The 20,465-nt window shown below is 67.3% G+C and carries 14 protein-coding genes and 1 tRNA gene; 7 read left to right on the forward strand and 8 right to left on the reverse strand.

Features of this window, described 5'->3' with window-relative positions; genetic code table 11:
* Positions 1 to 3: 3 nt before the first annotated feature.
* From ACGLHS_RS13135 to ACGLHS_RS13155, 5 genes are all read left to right on the forward strand, one after another.
* Positions 4 to 654: a DNA-3-methyladenine glycosylase gene (locus tag ACGLHS_RS13135; protein ID WP_093246973.1), complete on the forward strand. Its 651-nt coding sequence runs from the start codon at positions 4 to 6 to the stop codon at positions 652 to 654.
* Positions 655 to 670: 16 nt separating this feature from the next.
* Positions 671 to 1,651 carry an acetyl-CoA carboxylase carboxyltransferase subunit alpha gene (locus tag ACGLHS_RS13140; RefSeq protein ID WP_093246974.1) on the forward strand — a complete coding sequence of 327 codons (981 nt, stop codon included), beginning with the start codon at positions 671 to 673 and terminating at the stop codon, positions 1,649 to 1,651.
* A gap of 7 nt (positions 1,652 to 1,658) precedes the next feature.
* Entirely contained in the window at positions 1,659 to 2,636 is a 978-nt protein-coding gene (gene tilS, locus ACGLHS_RS13145) for a tRNA lysidine(34) synthetase TilS (RefSeq protein ID WP_394480248.1), read from the forward strand.
* A gap of 55 nt (positions 2,637 to 2,691) precedes the next feature.
* Positions 2,692 to 3,960 carry an aspartate kinase gene (locus tag ACGLHS_RS13150; RefSeq protein ID WP_093246976.1) on the forward strand — a complete coding sequence of 423 codons (1,269 nt, stop codon included), beginning with the start codon at positions 2,692 to 2,694 and terminating at the stop codon, positions 3,958 to 3,960.
* Positions 3,961 to 3,986: 26 nt separating this feature from the next.
* Positions 3,987 to 4,079: transfer RNA gene (locus ACGLHS_RS13155), tRNA-Ser, on the forward strand.
* 98 nt (positions 4,080 to 4,177) lie between these two features.
* On the opposite strand, the gene ACGLHS_RS13160 is transcribed toward ACGLHS_RS13155, so the two are convergent.
* Positions 4,178 to 4,534, reverse strand: a complete 357-nt coding sequence (locus ACGLHS_RS13160) for a 2Fe-2S iron-sulfur cluster-binding protein (protein ID WP_394480251.1) — start codon at positions 4,532 to 4,534, stop codon at positions 4,178 to 4,180.
* Positions 4,535 to 4,650: 116 nt separating this feature from the next.
* Between ACGLHS_RS13160 and ACGLHS_RS13165 the strand changes: the two genes are divergently transcribed.
* A complete protein-coding gene (locus ACGLHS_RS13165; RefSeq protein WP_394480253.1) occupies positions 4,651 to 6,156 on the forward strand; it encodes a PLP-dependent aminotransferase family protein in 1,506 nt (501 codons plus the stop codon).
* A 51-nt stretch (positions 6,157 to 6,207) separates the two neighbouring features.
* Here the strand turns inward: ACGLHS_RS13165 and ACGLHS_RS13170 are convergent, their stop codons facing one another.
* The 7 genes from ACGLHS_RS13170 to ACGLHS_RS13200 all read right to left on the reverse strand — a co-directional run bounded on the left by ACGLHS_RS13170 (position 6,208) and on the right by ACGLHS_RS13200 (position 13,332).
* The gene (locus ACGLHS_RS13170) at positions 6,208 to 7,005 is read right to left on the reverse strand and encodes a hypothetical protein (RefSeq protein ID WP_394480255.1); all 798 of its coding nucleotides are present in this window, start codon (positions 7,003 to 7,005) and stop codon (positions 6,208 to 6,210) included.
* On the reverse strand, positions 6,992 to 7,852 hold the full coding sequence (locus tag ACGLHS_RS13175; RefSeq protein WP_394480257.1) for a hypothetical protein: 861 nt from the start codon (positions 7,850 to 7,852) through the stop codon (positions 6,992 to 6,994). The genes ACGLHS_RS13170 and ACGLHS_RS13175 overlap by 14 nt, the downstream gene beginning before the upstream one ends.
* 38 nt (positions 7,853 to 7,890) lie before the next feature.
* Positions 7,891 to 9,252 carry a sensor histidine kinase gene (locus ACGLHS_RS13180; RefSeq protein WP_394480260.1) on the reverse strand — a complete coding sequence of 454 codons (1,362 nt, stop codon included), beginning with the start codon at positions 9,250 to 9,252 and terminating at the stop codon, positions 7,891 to 7,893.
* A gap of 2 nt (positions 9,253 to 9,254) precedes the next feature.
* A complete protein-coding gene (locus ACGLHS_RS13185) occupies positions 9,255 to 9,911 on the reverse strand; it encodes a response regulator (protein WP_394480262.1) in 657 nt (218 codons plus the stop codon).
* 15 nt (positions 9,912 to 9,926) lie between these two features.
* The gene (locus ACGLHS_RS13190) at positions 9,927 to 10,517 is read right to left on the reverse strand and encodes an undecaprenyl-diphosphatase (RefSeq protein WP_394480264.1); all 591 of its coding nucleotides are present in this window, start codon (positions 10,515 to 10,517) and stop codon (positions 9,927 to 9,929) included.
* Between the two features lie 39 nt (positions 10,518 to 10,556).
* Complete coding sequence (locus ACGLHS_RS13195) at positions 10,557 to 12,506, reverse strand: sensor histidine kinase (protein WP_394481438.1); 1,950 nt, start codon at positions 12,504 to 12,506, stop codon at positions 10,557 to 10,559.
* Between the two features lie 118 nt (positions 12,507 to 12,624).
* The gene (locus ACGLHS_RS13200) at positions 12,625 to 13,332 is read right to left on the reverse strand and encodes a response regulator (protein WP_394480266.1); all 708 of its coding nucleotides are present in this window, start codon (positions 13,330 to 13,332) and stop codon (positions 12,625 to 12,627) included.
* 186 nt (positions 13,333 to 13,518) lie between these two features.
* On the opposite strand from ACGLHS_RS13200, the gene ACGLHS_RS13205 reads away from it, so the two are divergent.
* The gene (locus ACGLHS_RS13205; protein WP_394480268.1) at positions 13,519 to 20,460 is read left to right on the forward strand and encodes a YDG domain-containing protein; all 6,942 of its coding nucleotides are present in this window, start codon (positions 13,519 to 13,521) and stop codon (positions 20,458 to 20,460) included.
* Positions 20,461 to 20,465 lie beyond the last annotated feature (5 nt).

The following is a 20,465-nucleotide window of genomic DNA, read 5'->3' on the forward strand; positions in this document are numbered from 1 at the left end:
CCCATGCCCGCCACCCGAAAGACCAGCGTTCAGATCTTCACGCCGGACTATTGGGAAGATGCATGCAAGCACCTCGCCAAGAAAGACCGCGTGATGAAGCGGTTGATTCCGAAGTTCGGCGACGCCTGCCTCGAGTCGCGCGGTGACGCCTTCACGACGCTGGCGCGCAGCGTGGTCGGCCAGCAGATTTCGGTGAAGGCCGCCCAGTCGGTCTGGGACAAATTTGCTGCACTGCCGCGCAAGCTCACGCCGGCCAACGTGCTCAAGCTCAAGGTCGACGACATGCGCGGGGCAGGGCTCTCGGCGCGCAAGATCGAATACCTCGTCGACCTCGCCCTGCATTTCGATTCGGGCATGGTGCACGTCGATGCGTGGAAAGACATGGCCGACGAGCTCATCATCGATGAGCTCGTCGCCATCCGTGGCATCGGCCGCTGGACGGCCGAGATGTTTCTCATCTTCCACCTGATGCGCCCGAACGTGCTCCCGGTCGACGACCTGGGCCTGCTCAACGGCATCAGCGTGAATTACTTTTCGGGCGACCCGGTGAGCCGGAGCGATGCCCGCGACGTCGCCGTGGCCTGGGCGCCTTATTGCAGCGTGGCGACTTGGTATATTTGGCGGTCTCTCGACCCCGTACCGGTCGCGTACTGAACAACAGGAGAAGACGTTGGCAAAACGAACCTTCCTCGACTTCGAGCAGCCCATTGCTGAACTCGAAACAAAAATCGAAGAACTGCGCTATGTACAGACCGAATCCGCGGTCGACATCTCGGAAGAAATCGATCAGCTCGGCAAGAAAAGCCAGCAGCTCACCAAGGACATCTACAGCGACCTGACCCCCTGGCAGATCACCAAGATCGCCCGGCATCCGGAGCGCCCCTACACGCTCGACTACGTCAACGAAATCTTCACCGATTTCGTCGAACTGCACGGCGACCGGCACTTTGCCGACGACCTGTCGATCGTGGGTGGTCTTGCGCGTTTCAATGGCGTGCCCTGCATGGTGCTTGGCCACCAGAAGGGCCGCGACACGAAGGAGCGCACCGCGCGCAACTTCGGCATGAGCAAGCCCGAGGGCTACCGCAAGGCCTTGCGGCTCATGAAGACCGCCGAGAAGTTCAAGCTGCCGGTGTTCACCTTCGTCGATACGCCGGGTGCCTACCCGGGCATCGATGCGGAAGAGCGTGGGCAGTCCGAAGCCATCGGCCGCAACATCTTCGAGATGGCGCAGCTCGAAGTGCCGATCATCGTCACCATCATCGGTGAAGGTGGCTCGGGTGGCGCGCTGGCCATTTCGGTGGGCGACCAGTTGGTGATGCTGCAGTACTCGATCTATTCGGTCATCAGCCCCGAAGGTTGCGCCTCGATTCTCTGGAAGACCAGCGACAAGGCACAAGAGGCCGCGGATGCGCTCGGCATCACCGCGCACCGCCTCAAGGCGTTGGGCCTGGTCGACAAGATCGTGAACGAGCCCGTGGGTGGCGCACATCGCGACCATCGCCAGATGGCGGCTTTTCTCAAGCGCGCGCTCAACGATGCGTTCCGCCAGGTCAGCGACCTGAAGCCGAAGGAACTGCTGGAGCGCCGCTACGAGCGCCTGCAAAGCTACGGCCGGTTCAACGACACCAAGGCCGACACCGGCAGATAAGCAAGCCATGAGCGAAGCCTTCGAACGCGCCATCGCCGCGTTCGAGCCGGCGCAACTGCCGCTGGCGGTGGGCTTCAGTGGCGGCGCGGATTCCACCGCCTTGCTGGCCGCATGCGCATCGCGCTGGCCGGGGCAGGTGATTGCCTTTCACGTGCATCACGGCCTGCAGGCCGCGGCCGATGATTTCGAGCGACATTGCCGCGCCGTGTGCGAAGGGCTTGGCGTACCGTTGGTCGTTCACCGGGTCGATGCGCGGCATGCACCGGGCGACAGTCCGGAGGACGCGGCCCGCCGGGCGCGCTACGAGGCGTTTGCGGACATGGCGCGCATGGACGCGGGCAGGGCGCCTGTCAGCGCCATTGCGCTGGGGCATCACGCCGACGACCAGGTCGAGACCCTGCTGCTGGCGCTTTCGCGCGGCGCCGGGCTTCCGGGCCTGGCCGCCATGCCGGCGCATGCAGGGCGCAATGGGCTCGACATTCACCGGCCGCTTCTTGCCGTTCCTGCCGCAGACATTCGCGCGTGGCTGGCCGGGCGCGATCTGCCCTGGATCGAAGACCCGAGCAACGGTGACGCGCGCTATACCCGGAACCGGATTCGCGCCGTGTTGCTGCCTGCATTGGCACAGGTTTTTCCGCAGTTTCGCGCCACCTTCGCTCGCAGCAGCGGCCACGCGGCCCAGGCGCAGCAACTGCTCGGCGAACTGGCGGCGCAAGACCTGGAAACGGTTGGCGATCCGCCCCGTATCGCGGCGTTGCAGGCGCTGTCGCGCGCCCGTCAGGCCAATGTGCTGCGCCACTGGCTGATGCAGGCACACGGCTGCGCACCGAGCGCGGCGCAGCTCGACCAGCTGCTCGACCAGGTCCGCGCCTGTACCACGCGCGGCCACCGCATTCACCTGAAGGTGGGCGCGGGCTTTGCCGAGCGCAGGGGCGATTTCCTGCATTGGTACAATGCCCCGCCCTCGCCAAAGACTTTGCTCTGACAGCTTGCAGGGCGCCGCCCTTCAAGCGGCCCTTTTCCTTTCTCTGATTTCATCCATGGCATTGATCGTTCACAAATACGGCGGTACGTCGATGGGCTCGACCGAGCGCATCAAGAATGTCGCCAAGCGCGTTGCCAAGTGGGCACGCGCCGGCCACCAGATGATCGTGGTTCCGAGTGCCATGAGCGGCGAAACCAATCGCCTGCTCGGACTGGCCAAGGAACTGGCGCCGAGCAAACCGGGCGTGGCCCACGGCCGCGAACTCGACATGCTGGCCGCGACGGGCGAGCAGGCGTCGTCGGCGCTGCTGGCCATCGCGCTGCAGGCCGAAGGCGTGGAGTCCGTGAGCTACGCGGGCTGGCAGGTTTCGGTGCGCACCGACAACTCGTACACCAAGGCCCGCATCGAGAGCATCGACGATGCCCGCGTGATGGCCGACCTGAATGCCGGCAAGGTGGTGGTCATCACCGGCTTCCAGGGTGTGGACGACGCCGGCAACATCACGACGCTCGGCCGTGGCGGCAGCGACACGTCGGCCGTGGCCATTGCCGCCGCCATGAAGGCGAATGAATGCCTGATCTATACCGACGTCGACGGTGTCTACACGACCGACCCGCGCGTCGAGCCCGATGCGCGCCGCCTGACAACCGTGAGCTTCGAAGAGATGCTCGAGATGGCGAGCCTGGGCTCCAAGGTGCTGCAAATCCGCTCGGTGGAATTCGCCGGCAAGTACAAGGTGCCGCTGCGCGTGCTTTCGAGCTTCACGCCGTGGGACATCGACATCAATGAAGAGGCCAAGTCCGGCACGCTGATCACTTTCGAGGAAGACGAAAACATGGAACAAGCCGTCGTATCCGGCATCGCATTCAACCGCGACGAAGCCAAGATCTCGGTGCTCGGCGTGCCCGACAAGCCGGGCATCGCGTATCACATCCTCGGTGCCGTGGCAGACGCCAACATCGAAGTCGACGTGATCATCCAGAACCTCAGCAAGGACGGCAAGACCGACTTCAGCTTCACCGTTCACCGCAACGAGTATGCGAAGACGATCGACCTGCTGCAGTCGAAGGTCATGCCCTCGCTGGGCGCGACCGAAGTCGTGGGCGACACCAAGATCTGCAAGGTCAGCATCGTCGGTATCGGCATGCGCAGCCACGTCGGCGTGGCGAGCAAGATGTTCCGCGTTCTGAGCGAAGAGGGCATCAACATCCAGATGATCTCGACCAGCGAAATCAAGACTTCGGTCGTGATCGACGAAAAATATATGGAATTGGCAGTGCGCGCACTGCACAAAGCCTTCGATTTGGACCAACCGAGCGTCTGACGATGGCATAATCTCGGCTTCTTTCAGGAACTGTGACCGAGTGGCCGAAGGTGCTCCCCTGCTAAGGGAGTATGGGGTGTAGAGCCTCATCGAGGGTTCGAATCCCTCCGGTTCCGCCAAACAGGCCCAGTAGCTTTCGAGCTGCTGGGCTTTTTTGTTTCTGGGCGCTTCTGTTCTCCGTCTTCCGGGAACGCGTCAATCACGGCTTGCAGCGTCGCTAGCGCTTGGGGGCCACCGCATCGAGCGCGACGATCTTCGCGGCGTAGCGGGCGGCCGGGCGCGCCGGCGTTCGCCAATGCGAATAGTGCAGGCGCAGGTCGGTCGTGGCGCGGCATTGGCACATGAGCAGTTCGCCGTCCGCCACCTGGTAGGCGGCTTCGGACGGCGGCGCGATCCGCTCGAAGTTGCCTTCGAGCACCTGCGCGCGGCACGAGCCGCATTCGCCGCGCTTGCACGAGAAGGGCACGGCGACCCCTTCGGCCAGTGCCGAATCGAGAATGCTGCCCGCATTGCCCAGAGGAAAGCGCGGGCCGTCCGGCGCGACGGTGCAGAAGTGAACAGGTGAATTCGTCATGCGTGGGAAAAGTTCTGCGTTGAACCACGGCGGAGGCCGCAGCTTGGAAGCCAGGGGCTTCAAGAAACCGAACTTACCTAGAATGCGGCCTTGTCCATAGAGCCATATCACGCAATATGACCAGGCCACTTTCTCGCGCCTCGCAATTGCGCCGAACGCAGTCGAGCCTCGACCTCGCGGCAGAGCCGATTCAAGGCGGCGAGCTGAAGCAGGCCTGGATCTACCGCCAGATCCGCGCCCGCATCCTCGAAGGCGTGCTGGCAAAGGGCGCGCGGCTGCCTTCCACCCGGCACCTGGCCGAGCGCTGGCAGGTGTCGCGTGCCACCGTCGACCTGGCGTACGACCAGCTGCGCAGCGAAGGCTATCTGGTCAGCACGGCGGGTTCGGGCACGCATGTCGCGGCGAAGGTGCCCGACCAGTTCTTCGATGCCGGTGCGCGCGCAGGCGATTCACCCCGGCCGCAGGCGAAGCCGCCGCGGCGCGGCATCTCCGGCGTCGATGTGGCGCAACTCGTCGCCAGCGTGCCTGACGTGCCGTTCCTGGCCCGGGTGGCCGATCCCTCGCTCTTTCCGCTGGACCGCTGGCGCAAGGAGCTGCAGGTTGGCGCACGCCGCGTGACGGCCGAGCAACTGAGCGACAGCGAACCCCTCGGGCTCCATGCCCTGCGGGTGCAGATCGCGCGCTACCTGGGCGTGGCGCGCGGCATCTCTTGCGACGCGGAGCAGGTCGTCGTGCTGTCCGGCATCCGCCAGGGGCTGGACCTGTGCGCGCGGCTCCTGCTCTCGCCCGAAGACCGGGTCATGGTGGAAGACCCCGGCTATCTGCATGCGGCCCCGATATTCAGCCGGCACGCACGCGAGGTCATTCATGTGCCCATCGATGCGCAGGGTTTTTCAGTGGCACATGCGCGCCGCCGCGCTGGCGTGCGGCTCGCGCACGTCACGCCGGCACACCAGGCGCCCACGGGCATCACGATGCCGGTCTCGCGCCGGCTGGCGTTGCTCTCGTGGGCCGAGGAGGCCGACTGCTGGCTGATCGAAGACGACTACGACAGTGAGTTCAGCTACGACAGCGCACCGCTGCCCGCGCTGAAGAGTCTGGACGCGGCCGATCGCGTCATTCATTGCGGCAGCTTCAACAAGACGATGTTCGCCGCGCTGCGCATCGGTTATGCCGTGCTGCCCGAAAAACTCGTGCCCGAGTTTCGCAAGGCGCGACACGTCACCGGTCGGTCCACCGGCGTGATCGAGCAACTGGCGCTGGCGAACTTTCTCGAGAGCGGTGCGTTTGCCCGGCACGTGCGCCGCTCGCGCCCGGTCTATGCGCAGCGCCGGGACATGGTGTTGCAGGCCTTGAGCGATGCACTGGGCCCGGGGCGGCTGCACGTCAGCGGCGAGCAATCGGGTTTCCACTTCGTGTGGTGGCTGCCGCCGGAAATCGATCTGGCTGCATTCCAGCGCAATGCATCGGCGCGCGGCCTGCGCTTTCAGGCCATTTCAGACTTCTGCAAGCGTGCCGTGCTTCCGCCCGGATTGGTGATCGGTTATGCGGCGCTCGAAGACAAGGCGTTGATCCGCCACGTCGAAGAACTGCGCCAGTTGGTTCCTCGAATCAGCGGATGACCAGGCGGTGCGAGGATGCGTCGGCGCATACCTCTCGCATCGGATGCGTACTCAACGCGGCGGCGATCCGTTGCGCCGTTCGGCGCGTTGCGGGATCACCAGAACGCAGCCGAGGATGAACGCGCCCAGCGCGGCCGATGCCGTGTAGCGGCTCAACGCCAGCCCGCCGCTGCTCAGTGGCTTGTCGAGCAGATCGCCCACGGTCGCACCGAGCGGCCGCGTGAGGATGAATGCGAGCCAGAACAGCACCGTGTGCGAGGCCTTCGTCCACCAGTACGCGGCCACCACCAGCGCGAGCCCCGCGGCAAAGAGGAGCGCGCCGCCTTCGTACCCCAGGCCCAGGCCGCCCGCGCTGTCGGCCATCCAGTCGCCGAGCGCGGTGCCCAGGGTTTGCGAAAACAGGATCGTCGTCCAGTAGAAGATCTCGGCCTTGCGCGAGGAGATGTCCGACACCGAGACCGATCCCATCGTGCGGTGCCACAGGGCCAGCGTGCCCAGCAGCAGGGCCAGCAGGATCGCCGAGCCTCCCAGGTAGCCGATGCCCAGCGAGCGGTCGAGCAGATCGGCCAGCGTCGTTCCCACGGTGGTGGTCGCGATGATGACCGCCCAGAAAAGAAAGGGATGGAACTTGCGCACCGAGATCTGCGCCGCCACTGCCAGCAGGAACAGCGTGGCAAAGATGGCGGTGCCGGCGAGGTAGCCGAGGTTCATCGACATCGTGACCGCGTCGCCACCGGTTTCGCCGAGGGTCGTTGCCGCGATCTTGATGACCCAGAACCAGAAGGTGACTTCGGCGATCTTGCCCACGCCGGTGTGGGTCTGCGCGTGCGCGTGCTCAGTGGTGCTCATCGGCGGCCTTGAGTGCGAGGTAGGTTCCCCGGTCGATTTCGTGCAGCTGCTTCGGGTACTTTTCGGTGGCCGTGTACCACGCGTTTCTTCGCGACAGGGCGTCCTTGCCGCCAAGGTAGGCATCTACCGCGAGAAAGTAGCGCATGGCGTTGCGCTCGACCAGCCCGTGGGTTCCGCCGATGTACTCCGGTTGCCCCTCCGCCTTCTGCCCGACCTCGGTGAAGCCGACCTTCGAGCGGCCGAAGGTGGCGAGGTAGGCCTCCATGGCGGCGCGGGTCAGGAAGTTTTCGTCGTACGCGTACGAGAAGTGCAGAAAGCTGTGCGCCGCGTCGGCGGGCACGGCCTCGAATGCGATCTGGTAGTTGCCGGTGCCCAATGGGCCGGCCTGTGCGCCGAGCCGCACCTCCAGGTGCTGCGGCGACGCATCGATGGTGTGGAAGTCGAAGTCCAGGCGGAAGGCGCTGTCGACGGGCTTGTCATACCTGCGCACCACGCTCAGCGCGATCACGGGGCCGGTGGCGCCTTTCGAGACGGTGCAATCGCGGTTGTTGATGTGCAGCAGCATGGCGTGGCACCAGGCCTCGGGCGTGCTCAGGGCCGAGCTGATCGACGAGACCGGATGGTCGACGATGGCGTACACGTCGCCCTTGAGTCCGTTCGCGGTATCGCTCGCGTTCAGTATCAAGGGACGCTTGAAGACCGACCTGTCGAGCAGGCCGTGCAGCAGGACGAGTTTTCCGCTCAGCTCGTCGGCCCCCGACGCCTGCGCGGCAGAGGCACAGAACGCCATCACGACGGCAAGGGCGATGCCGGCCGCACGGCGCTGGAATGAGTGCAACAAGAACATGTGGCGGCCAGTGTGGAATGCCGCGACTTAAGGAACACTTAATGGCCCGATGCTCTCGCGGCCGCAGCAAATTGCACACGCACTTCGAGCCCGCGCCGGTCGGGGCCTTCATGCAACGACACCGTCGCGCCGTGCCGTTCGGCAATCGACTTGACGATGGCCAGCCCCAGGCCGCTGCCGGCCGGATCGCCTTCGCGCACGTGCGGGCCTTCACCGCGAAAGAAGCGATCGAACGCGCGTGCGCGCTCCGCCTGCGGAATGCCGGGGCCGTTGTCGGTCACGCGCAGAAGGGGCGCGCCGTCGACGAGGGCCGTGGCCACATCGACCTTGCTGCCGGCGGGCGAGTAGTGCAGCGCATTGCGCACGAGGTTGTTCAGCAGCACCTGCAGTTCATGCGGGTCTGCCAGCACCGAGGCATTGGACGCGGCGGCAGCGCCCAGGTCGATCTGCCTGCGCGAAGCGGCGGCCGCGTGCGCCGACACCGTGTCGCGAACCAGTTGATCGAGGTCCACCGGCTGCAGGCTGTTGTCGTCGCAGCCGGGCTCGGCGCGCGAGAGCGCGAGCAGTTGCTCGACCATGCGCTGCAACCGGTCGATGCCTTCGCGCGCATCTTGGAACGCCGCCACGCGGGCGGGTGCGTCGTGCGTGTGCTCCAGCAGACCGATCTGCAGGCGCAAGGCGGTCACGGGCGAGCGCAGTTCATGCGCCGCATCGGCAACGAACTGCTGCTGCACCGCGAATGCAGCGGCCAGCCGGTCCATCAGGCCGTTGAACGCGCCGACCAGCGGCTGCAATTCGCGCGGCATCTCGGCACCGTCGATCGGCTCCAGCGTGAGCGCATTGCGCTGCGCGATTTGTGTCGTCGCCTCGTGCAGGGGAGAGAGGCCACGGCGCAGCGCCAGCACCAGCAGGCCCGCGATCATCAGCGCCAGAAGGAGCAGGGGAAACAGCAGCTTGGAGGCCGCCTCCACCGCCATTTCCTGCCGGGCCGCGGTGCGCTGTGCGGCGAGCACGACGAAGTCGCCTTCGATCACGGTGCAGGTGCGCCACTCCACGCCGTCGAGGGTTGTGCGGCGGGCGCCCGCGGCCGTGGGAAACGGGAACGCGAAGGCACTGTCGGGCACGGTGACGGGTTGGCCGTCGCGGCGCCATACGCGCGTGATCAGGTCCGATTGATCGGGTGCGCGCGCACGTGGCTGCGTGGCCTGGGAAATCGTCGGAAAAGACTGCCCTTCGGCGTGATAGCGCCCGACCGCCGCGGCGACTTCGCGCAGGTTGTCGTCCAGCACCTCGTTCATTTCGTCGAGCACGAAGACATACGCCACGAGCACCAGCACGATCGAGCCGAACGCCAGGGCGCCGAGCGTCCATTGCAGCAGTCCGCGTCGCAGCGAGCGCAAGATCAGTCCGCGACGCGGTAGCCGACGCCGCGAACATTGACGATGACGGCGGCACCGAGCTTCTTGCGCAGGTAGTGCAGGTGCACCTCGACGGCATTGCTGCCGATCTCTTCGCCCCAGCCGTAGAGCGATTCCTCCAGCTTCTCGCGCGAGAGCACCACGCCGGGCCGCTGCATCAGCGTCTCGAGCAGGGCGAATTCGCGTGCCGACAGCGCCACGGGCTGGCCGCCCTGTGTGACGGTCTTGCGCAGCGGGTCGAGCAGCAGGTCGCCCGCGGCCAGCAGCGAAGAGCCCCTGCCGGCATGCCGTCGCAGCAGGGCGTGCACGCGTGCCACCAGTTCGTCCATGTCGAAGGGCTTGACGAGGTAGTCGTCGGCGCCCGCATTGAGCCCGGCGATGCGGGCCGAGACGGCATCGCGCGCTGTCGCGATCAGCACCGGCAGGTGGTTGCCGCCGCGCCGCATGCTATCGAGCAACGCCATGCCGTCCTTGGTGGGCAGGCCCAGGTCGAGGATGGCCAGGTCGTACACGCCGTTGCGCAGGGCCAGTTCGGCGGCCGGGCCGTCGTGCGTCCAGTCGACGGTAAAGCCCGCGTTGAGCAGGCCCTGGCGAACGGCCTTGCCGATCATGGGATCGTCTTCGACGAGCAGCAGACGCATGGATGGACGGAGCCTTCAGTCGCGGTGCAGGAAGCGGAGCGCGGCGCGCTCGCAGGCATCGTAGCGCTTCAGCAGCGCCACCATCCACTTTCCGAGCCGCTCGCGCAGGCCCCACGCGGCAGCCGCGCCGAGCGCCGCCACCGGCAGCGCCGCGGCCACGTCGAAGGGAAAGTGCACCCCCAGGTAGACGCGGGACCAGCCGACCAGCAGGCCGAGGGTGAGCAGCGGAAACATCAGCCACGACCCGCGCGCGGAAACCAGCGTGGCCAGCGCGACCGCCCATATCAGCGTGACGTGATCGCTGGGCAGGCCCGGGTCGTCGACATGCGCCAGGTACTGGTGGCCCATGTGCAAGGCGAACGGCCGTGGCGAGGGCCATGCCAGGCCCACGAGCTGCGCGAGGCCGAGTGCGATGAATACGGACAGCGCCACATGCAGAAGGTCGAGCCGGGTGCGCTGGCCACCGCGCAGCCAGAGTACGCCGCCGACGAGCGGAAGGGCGACGATCAGCCATTGCGCGACGAAGCGCGCGAACGCGAGCGTCAGCGGCGCCGGTTGCGTGCCTGCGTTGAAGAGTTCGAAAAGGTGTGCGTTGCTCAGGACCATGGGGTCGGGCATCGTCGATGGCCGACCCTTAAGTGCGCCTTAAGCCCTTGCGCGCGTGCCGGCGTTGGCTGACTGCATGGATGACTGCACGGCCGGCGCCACCTTGCCCGCACGCTCCAGCGGCAACCACAGCATGAACCGCGTTCCGGTCGCTCGCGATTCCCATGTCACCGTGCCCTTGATCGCCTGCGCCCGGCGCAACTGGTTCTGCAGGCCGCGGCCCGAGGCGGATGCATTGCCCAGCGCCTTGTCGACATCGAAACCCTGGCCGTTGTCTTCGATGGTCACCTGCACGCCCGATGCCGACAGCGCGGTGCCCACGCGGATCTCGGTGGCGCGCGTGTGGCGCAGGATGTTGGCGATGCTCTCCTGCACGATGCGCAGGATGTGCAGCGCGCTGGACGGGTCGAGCCACGGCAGGTCGGGCAGCTCCTGCACCTCCCATTGCAGCGACACGCCCGTGCCTTCGAGCCGTGGCTCCAGCCGGTAGCGCAAGGTGGCGAGCAGCAGCAGCAGGTCGGCCTCGACGGGCTCCAGCGAATCGAGCGTGAGCTTCAGGTCGTCCAGGCAGCTCTTGAGAATCTGCGAGACCTTGGTGTCGCTCATGCCGCCGCCTTCCACCGAGCGGATGGCGCTGATCAGCGACGAGCCGAGCCCGTCGTGCATGTCCTGCATGAGGCGCTGGCGTTCGTCGCTGATGGTCTGGCGGCGTTCCACCTCGCGCAGTCGGCGGTGGCTGTCTTCGAGTTCGGCTTCGCGCTTCTGCAGGCGCTCGGCCAGGCTGGCATTGAGGTCTTCCACCTCGGCGATGGCATCGACATAGCGCCGGTACATCAGGGCACCGAACACGCTGAACGCCACCGCGCTGGTGTAGGCGCCCAGGTACCAGGATTCGGGGCTGATGAAGTTGTTCTGCAGCAGCCAGTCGGTCACGCCGAGCAGCGTGCATACGCCGATGCCGGCCGCGACCAGCCGGCCTTCGTTGGAACGGCGCCAGGCGCTGATGCCGCCCACCAGGCAAACGGCGGCGCCCATCAGCGCGGCAACGGAGTAGATGAGCGGCGTGACCTGCGGCGTGTTCCGCAGGACGGCGAGGTTGGGCATCGTCAGCACCGCGATGGTGGCCGTGATGCCCACCACGCCATAGGTCAGCCATTTGAGCGGCCGGCCATGCAACTGGCGCAGGAAGAAGTGGACCACCATCACCAGCCAGAACAGCGCGTTGACGGTCAGCCAGGCAAACCAGTCGTTGGCGACCGGCAGGCCCACGTAGAAATGCAGGCCCCGCAGGAAGGACGTGGCGGCGAGGTTGAAGAACAGCAGGTAGCCCATTTCATGCTGCCGCTTGAACCACACGAACAGCGCGAACACGCCCACGGCCATGAAGGCCGCGCCGAGCATCGCGGGCAGCTCCTGCTGGAGCCATTCGCGCAGGCGGTAGCTGCTTCGCAGCGCTTCGGGAGGGCCCAGCCACAGGGAAGACAGCGCCACCTGCGCGCTCTGGGTGTGCTCCAGGCGAAGCAGGATTTCTTTCAGCGGCGTGCCGTCGGCGTTCTTTTCCAGAATTACCCACAGCGGGGTGCGGGTGCTGTTCCACAGCGGGCCCTGTTGCTGCGCGCGGTGCACGAGGTGGCCGTTGGCGTAGACCGCAATGGTGCCGTCCGTCTTGACCCGCACGCCGTACAGCGCCAGGGGGCCCGAAGTGGGCGGCAGGTCGCGCGCGGACAGCCTGATCCACGTGACGCGGGTGGCACCGGTGGAGGCGCCGTCCTTGGCCTGGCGCAGCAGCGCGATGGGCAGCGCCAGCGGCAGTTCCACATGCGCCCAGGTGTCCGGCAGGGCCGTGCTGTCCTGCGTGAGCGGTGGTGCGCTGAAGCCCGATGCATCTTCGACCTGCCAATCGGCCTGCGTCATGTGCAGCAGCGCTTCGGGATGGCGCTCGCCACCGGCTCCGCCGAACAGGGCGCCCATGGCGGCCAGCAGAGCCATGGAAAACACAAGCACCACGATGGCGAGAAAGGGCGCGGGGCGATGGTTCAAGGGGCGTTGGGAAGGGCGCGTTCGGAGTTGACGCACCGCATGTGTAACTTATTTTGTCGCGATGTTACTAATCGGCGAGTATTCCCTGGGTCCTTGCTTCGTAGATCGCTTCTGCCTTGGACGTGACTTTCAGCTTGGTGTAGATGCGCCGCACGAAGGTCCGCACCGTGAAGTGGGACAGCTGCATGAGCTTGGCGATCTCGTGCGCGGTGAAGCCCTTGGTGATGAGGTCGAGCACTTCTTTCTCGCGGGCCGACAGCGGCGCCGAATCGCTGCCCGCAGGCGCTGCCTGTGAACTGGTGGCGGTGCCGCTGCCCGACACGCCTTGCCGGAAACGCTCCAGCACCTGCCGCGCGATGAGCGGGCTGATCGGGCTGCCGCCGCTGGCAAGGCTGCGGATTTCGTCGACGGTCTTGGTGGGGGAGCTGTCTTTCAGCAGGTAGCCGGCGGCGCCGGCCTCGATCGACTGCATCACGTGCATCTCGTCGCCGAAATTGGTGCTGACCATGATGCTGCAGCTGGGCCATTGCTGCGCCGCGGCCCGGATGATGTCGATGCCCGAGCCGTCCGGCAGGCCCAGGTCGACCAGCAGCACATCGGCCGGCGGCCCCTGGAGCATGGCCAGCCCAGCGGCGCGCGTGCTGGCGATGCCTGCCAGGCGCATGTCCGGTGCGTCCCGCACGACCTTGCTCAGCGCATCGCTGAAGCAGGGGTCGTCCTCGACGATGACGACGTGGATGGGGGGCTGGTCCTGTTCGGTGCGCGCGCGTTGCATCGGGGCGCCATTTTGCGACGGATTCAAGAGGGAGGCCGTAGCGCATTCGTTCTACGGACAACCGCTGCTGTCGCTCATAGCATCCGGCCGCAGCCATGGAGCCGACGCCGGCCATGCGCACGACATTGCCGCGCAGCGCCTCGGGCGCCCCCTATTTCCATCTTTAAGTTTCGTTGAGGTCCTGCCTTGAACCACGCCTATCGCCTTGTCTGGAATCATGCGGCCCGTCGCTGCGTTCCCGCGCCTGAAACGGCCAAGGGGCGCGGCAAATCGGCAGGGCGGGGCGCCGTTGTCGTGGCCTTCTGCGCGGCCGTGTGGGGTGCGGGGGCGTGGGCTGCACCCAGCGGCGGCAGCGTCAGCGCGGGCAGCGGGAGCATCACGCAGAACGGCAGCACGACCACCATCGTCCAGGGCAGCCAGAACCTGTCGATCAACTGGGCCCGCTTCGGCATTGCGGCGGGCGAGAGCGTCAATTTCATCCAGCCGGGCAGCAGCGCGATCGCGTTGAACCGCGTCACCGGCACGGAGGCTTCGGCCATCCACGGCAGCCTCAGTGCCAACGGGCAGGTGTGGATACTGAACCCCAATGGCGTGCTGTTCGGCAACGGCGCCAGCGTCAATGTCGGCGGGCTCGTGGCCTCGACGCTGTCGTTGAGCGATGCCGACTTCATGGCCGGCAAGCGCAGCTTCTCGGGTGACGGCACGCAGGGCGCCGTGGTCAACCAGGGCCACCTGACCGGCGGCTACGTGGCGTTGCTGGGCAAGCAGGTGCGCAACGCCGGCACCATCACCACCGCCAACGGTACTGCCGCACTGGCCGCCGGCGACAGGGTGTCGCTGGACTTCAGCGGCAACCGCCTGCTGTCGGTGCAGGTGGACGAAGGCACGCTGAACGCGCTGGCCGAGAACAAGGGGTTGATCCGCGCCGACAACGGCACGGTGATCCTGAGCGCCAGCGCCAAGAATGCGCTGCTGGACACGGTGGTCAACAACGAGGGCGTGATCGAGGCGAAGGGCATCGACAGTAGTGGCGGCACCATCCTGCTGCTGGGTGGCATGAACGGCGGCACGGTCAAGGTGGCGGGCAGTCTCGATGCATCCGCCGCGGGCAGCCGCAACGGCGGCTTTGTCGACACCAGCGGCGCCCATGTGCAGGTGGCCGAAGGCGCAAGTGTCAGCACGCGGTCGGACAGCGGCAAGACCGGCACCTGGCTGATCGATCCGACCGACTTCACCGTCAGCGCGGGCAGCGCCGCCGGCACGACCAGCGGCATCGGCGCCGTCACGCTGGCGAACAACCTCGCCAACAACAGCGTGACGCTGCGCACCAGCAACGGCGCGGGCAGCGACCCGGGCGACATCAACGTGAACGCGGCGGTGAGCTGGAGCGCCAACACGGTGCTCACGCTGGAGGCCTGGCGAAACATCAACATCAATGCGCCCATCACCGCCACCGGCGCCACCGCGGGCCTGGTGCTGAACTTCGGCAACTACGCCAGCACCGGGAGCATCGCGAGCGGCACGGACTACCAGCTGGGCGCGCCGGTCACGCTCAGCGGCGCCAACGCGTCGCTGGTCATCAACGGCAATGGGTACCGGCTGATCCACAGCATGGCCGACCTGCTGGCCATCAACAGCCAGGGCCTGGGCGGGCGCTATGCGCTGGCGCAGGACCTGGACGCGGCCGGGACGACCTATGGCGATGCGCTGGTGGCGTCGGGCGGCAACGCCTTCGGCGGGACCTTCGCGGGGCTGTACCACACCATCTCCAACCTGAAGATCGTTTCGACGAACGGGGCCGTGGGTCTGTTCGGCACCACGGGTGCCGGCTCGATGATCCGAGACATCGGCCTGGCGGGCGGCAGCCTGAGCGCGGGCGGCACCATCGGCGGGCTGGTCGGGCGCAACGGCGGCAGCATCTTCAACGCCTACAACACCGGCACGGTCAGCGGGGCCGCCGATGCGGTGGGCGGACTGGTCGGCGAGAACAGCGGCAGCGGCAGCATCCGCAATGCCTACGCCACGGGCCAGGTGAGCGGCAGCGCGCGGTACGTCGGCGGACTGGTCGGCCGCAGCTACGGCGCGATCGACAGCGCCTATGCCACCGGCGACGTGAGCGGCGACCGCGGCATCGGCGGGCTGGCCGGCGGTGGCGACGGGCACATCGACAACGCCTACGCCACGGGCGCGGTGAGCGGCAACAACTACATCGGTGGGTTGGTCGGCATCACCACCGGCGGCGCCAGCCTCAGCAACGTGCGCGCGGGCGGCCAGGTGACCGGCACCGCCAGCTTCATCGGCGGGCTGGTGGGGCAGAGCGCCGGTGCGATCAGCAACGCCTATGCCACGGGCTTCGTGACAGGCACTGGCAGCAGCGGCAACCACGTGGGCGGGCTGGTAGGCCAGAACTCCGGCAGCGGGTCTGTGCGCAACGCCTATGCCACGGGCGATGTGCGTGCGGCGGGCCATTCGTACGTCGGCGGGCTGGTGGGCTCCAGCCTTGGCACGATCGACAGTGTCTACGCCAAGGGCAACGTCGAGGGCCAGCAACGGGTGGGTGGACTGGTGGGGCAGAACCAGGGGGCCAGCCTCTCCAACGCCTATGCAACGGGCACCGTGACGGGCACTTCCTACGCGATCGGTGGCCTGGTCGGCACGAACACCAGCGGCGGCACCATCACCAGCGCCTTCGCCACCGGCAACGTGAGCGGCCAAGGGGCGAGCGTCGGCGGGTTGGTGGGTGAAAACACGAGCGGCACGATCGACACCGCCTATGCCACGGGCAGCGTGAGCGGCGGGGGCGACGGCACCGGCGGGCTGGTCGGGCAGAACCAGGGCAGTGTCAACAATGCCTACGCCAGCGGCCAGGTCAACGGCCCCTCCGCGACGGGCGGCCTGGTGGGCTGGAACCTGGGGGGAAGCACCAGCAACAGCTACTGGAACACCGAGACCACCGGGCAGGGCGGCAGCGGCGGCGGCGGCACCGGGCTGAGCAGCGCGCAGATGATGCAGGCCAGCAGCTTCGCCGGCTGGAACATGGCAACCACCGGCGGCAGCTCGGCGGTCTGGCGCATCTACCAAGGCAGCACCGCGCCGATGCTGCGCGCGTTCATGACCGGGCTGACGGTGAGCGCCGACAGCGCCACCAAAACCTACGACGGCACCACCGCCTTCGGCAGCGGCAGCGGCTATGCGACCAGCGACCCCGGCGCGAATCGCGGCCTCATCCTCGGCACGGTGGCCTACGGCAACAGCAGCAGCAAGAACGTGGGCAGCTACAGCATCGGCATCGGCGGGCTGTACTCGTCGCAACTGGGCTACGACCTGAGCTTTGCCTCCGGCACGGCCACCATCACCGCCGCCACGCTGACGGTGAACGGCACGACGGCGAGCAACAAGACCTACGACGGCACCACGGCCGCGACCGTCGGCGGCGGCAGCCTGGGCGGGCTGGTCGCCGGCGACAACGTCACGCTGAGCCAGAGCGGCACGTTCAGCGACAAGAACGCGGGCACGGGCAAGTTGGTGAATGTGGCCAACAACCTCTCCGGCAGCGACGCCGGCAACTACATCGTGGTGGCGGGCCTCACGCCCACCACGGCCGACATCCGCGCCGCCACGTTGACGGTGAACGGCACGACGGCCGCCAACAAGACCTACGACGGCACCACCGGTGCCGTGCTCAGCGGCGGCAGCCTCGGTGGCCTGATCGGTGGCGACGTCGTCACGCTGAGCCAGAGCGGCAGCTTCAGTGACAAGAACGCGGGCACGGGCAAGACGGTGACCTACGCCAGCAGCATCGCGGGCGGCGATGCGGGCAACTACGTGCTGGCATCGAGCAGCGGCACGGCCACCGCCAACATCGGCGCGGCGACCTTGACGGTGAACGGCACGACGGCCGCCAACAAGACCTACGACGGCACCACCGGCGCCGTGCTCGGTGGCGGCACGCTGGGCGGCCTGATCGCCGGCGACACCGTCACGCTGAGCCAGAGCGGCAGCTTCAGTGACAAGAACGCCGGCACGGGCAAGACGGTGAGCTACGCCAGCAGCATCGCAGGCAGCGATGCCGGCAACTACGTGCTGGCGTCGAACAGCGGCACGACCACGGCCGACATTGCCCGCGCCGCGTTGAGCGTCAGCGGGACCACGGCCGCCAACAAGACCTATGACGGAACGACCGCTGCCACGCTCAGCGGTGGTACCTTGGGCGGCGTGATTGGCGGCGACATCGTCACGCTCAGCCAGAGCGGTGCCTTCGGCAACAAGAACGCCGGCATCGGCAAGACAGTGACCATTGCCAACAGCCTTGGCGGCAGCGACAGCGGCAACTATTTCGTGGTGGCGGGCAGCACCACCGCGGACATCGGTGCGGCGACCTTGACCGTCAGCGGCACCACTGCAGCCAACAAGACCTACGACGGCACGACAGGCGCTGCGCTGAGCGGCGGCGCGCTGGGTGGCGTGATCGCCGGCGATACCGTGCTGCTCAACCAGAGCGGCAGCTTCAGCGACAAGAACGCGGGCACCGGCAGGACGGTGAACTACGCCAGCAGCCTGTCGGGCGGCGACGCCGGCAACTACGTGCTGGCGTCGAGCAGCGGCACGACCACGGCTGACATTGCCCGCGCCATGCTGTCAGTCAACGGCACCACCGCGGCCAACAAGACCTACGACGGCACGACCGCGGCCACGCTGAACGGCGCCAGCCTCGGCGGGCTCATCGCAGGCGATACCGTCGTGCTCAGCCAGAGCGGCAGTTTCGGTGACAAGAACGCGGGCACGGGCAAGACGGTGAGCTACGCCAGCAGCATCACGGGCAGCGACGCCGGCAACTACCTGCTGGCGTCGAGCAGTGGAACCACCACCGCCGACATTGCGCGCGCCACGTTGTCGGTCAATGGCACTGCGGCGCTCAACAAGACCTACGACGGCACGACGGCCGCGACGTTGAGCGGCGGAGCCTTGGGTGGCGTGGTCGCTGGCGACGCCGTCACGCTGAGCCAGAGCGGCACGTTCGGCGACAGGAACGCCGGCACGGGCAAGACGGTCAACTACGCCAGCAGCATCACGGGCAGCGACGCAGGCAACTATGTGCTGGCGTCGAACAGCGGCACGACCACCGCGGACATTGCGCGCGCCATGCTGTCCGTCAACGGAACGACGGCTGCCGACAAGATCTACGACGGCACGACCGCCGCCACGCTGAGCGGCGGTGCGCTGGGCGGCGTGGTCGCGGGCGACACCGTGGTGCTGAGCCAGAGCGGCAGCTTCGGCGACAAGAACGCAGGCACGAGCAAGACCGTGAGCTACGCCAGCAGCATCACGGGTGGCGATGCCGGCAACTACGTGCTGGCATCGAACAGCGGCACGACCACCGCGAACATCGGCGCGGCGACCTTGACGGTGACCGGCACGACGGCCGCCAACAAGACCTACGACGGCAACACGTCCGTCACGCTCAGCGGTGCAAGCTTGGGTGGCCTGATCGCCGGCGACAGCGTGGTGCTCGGCCAGAGCGGCACGTTCAGCGACAAGAACGCAGGCACGGGCAAGACCGTCAGCTACGCCAGCAGCATTACGGGCGGCGATGCCGGCAACTACGTACTGGCATCGGGCAGCGGCACGACCACGGCCGACATCGCCCGCGCCACGTTGTCCGTCAACGGCACCACCGCCGCCAACAAGACCTACGACGGCACCACGAATGCCACGCTCAACGGTGGCGCGTTGGGTGGCGTGATCGCCGGCGACACCGTCACGCTGAGCCAGAGCGGCAGCTTCGGCGACAAGAACGCCGGCACGGGCAAGGCGGTGAACTACGCCAGCAGCATCGCAGGCAGCGACGCCGGCAACTACGTGCTGGCGTCGGGCAGCGGCACGACCACGGCCGACATTGCGGCAGCCACGCTGATCGTCAGCGGCACGACCGCTGCCAACAAGGTCTACGACGGCACCACGGGCGCCACGCTGAGTGGTGGCGCATTGGGCGGTGTGATCGCAGGCGATACCGTCACGCTCAGCCAGAGCGGCAGCTTCGGCGACAAGAACGCCGGCACCGGCAAGACGGTGAGCTACGCCAGCAGCCTGTCGGGCATGGATGCCGGCAACTACGTGCTCGCGTCGGGCAGCGGAACGACGACGGCCGACATCGCGCGCGCGACCTTGTCCGTCAACGGCACGACCGCGGCCAACAAGACCTACGACGGCACCACCGCCACCACGCTGAGCGGCGGCACGCTGAATGGCCTGATCGCCGGCGACAACGTGGTGCTGAGCCAGAGCGGCGCATTCGGCGACAAGAACGCAGCGATGGGCAAGACCGTCAGGTACGCCAGCAGCATCACCGGCGGTGACGCCGGCAACTACGTGCTGGCATCGAGCAGCGGCACGACCACGGCCGACATCGCGGCGGCCACGCTCACCGTCAGCGGCACGGCTGCCGCCAACAAGACCTACGACGGCACCACCACGGCCACGCTCGACGGCGGCGCGTTGAATGGCCTCATCGCGGGCGACAGCGTGGTGCTGCAGCAGAGCGGTGCGTTCGGCGACAAGAACGCCGGCACCGGCAAGACGGTCCACTACGCCAGCAGCCTGTCGGGCAGCGACGCAGGCAACTATGTGCTGGCATCGAACAGCGGCACGACCACCGCCGACATCGGCCGCGCCGCGTTGACCGTGACGGCCAACGACGACAGCAAGACCGCCGACGGCCGCGCCTACAGTGGCGGCAACGGCGTGCGCTACAGCGGCTTCGTGGCCGGCGAGAACAGCGGCGTGCTGACCGGAAGCCTGGTCTATGGCGGCACCGCGCAGGGCGCGACCGGCGCGGGCAGCTACGGCATCGCCGTCAGCGGGCTCGGCGCGGACAACTACGCCCTGAGCTTCGCGGACGGCACGCTGCTCGTGCGTGCCGCGCCCGTTGTGCCTGTCGTGCCGGCGGTGCCTGTCATGCCGGTCAAAACGACCGATCCGTTGCTGCGCGTCGTCCAGCAGCGCTTGCAGGCCGACCCACCGGGTTCGGTGTTTGAGCCACCGGAGCGCGCCGCGCCGAACAGCCAGACGGCGGTGTTGAACGTGCAGGACTGCGGCCTGCGACTGGCTCCGGGCCAGACCTGCAATTGATGCCC

This window comes from Variovorax sp. VaC1 (assembly GCF_043658315.1).
Lineage (GTDB): Bacteria > Pseudomonadota > Gammaproteobacteria > Burkholderiales > Burkholderiaceae_C > Variovorax.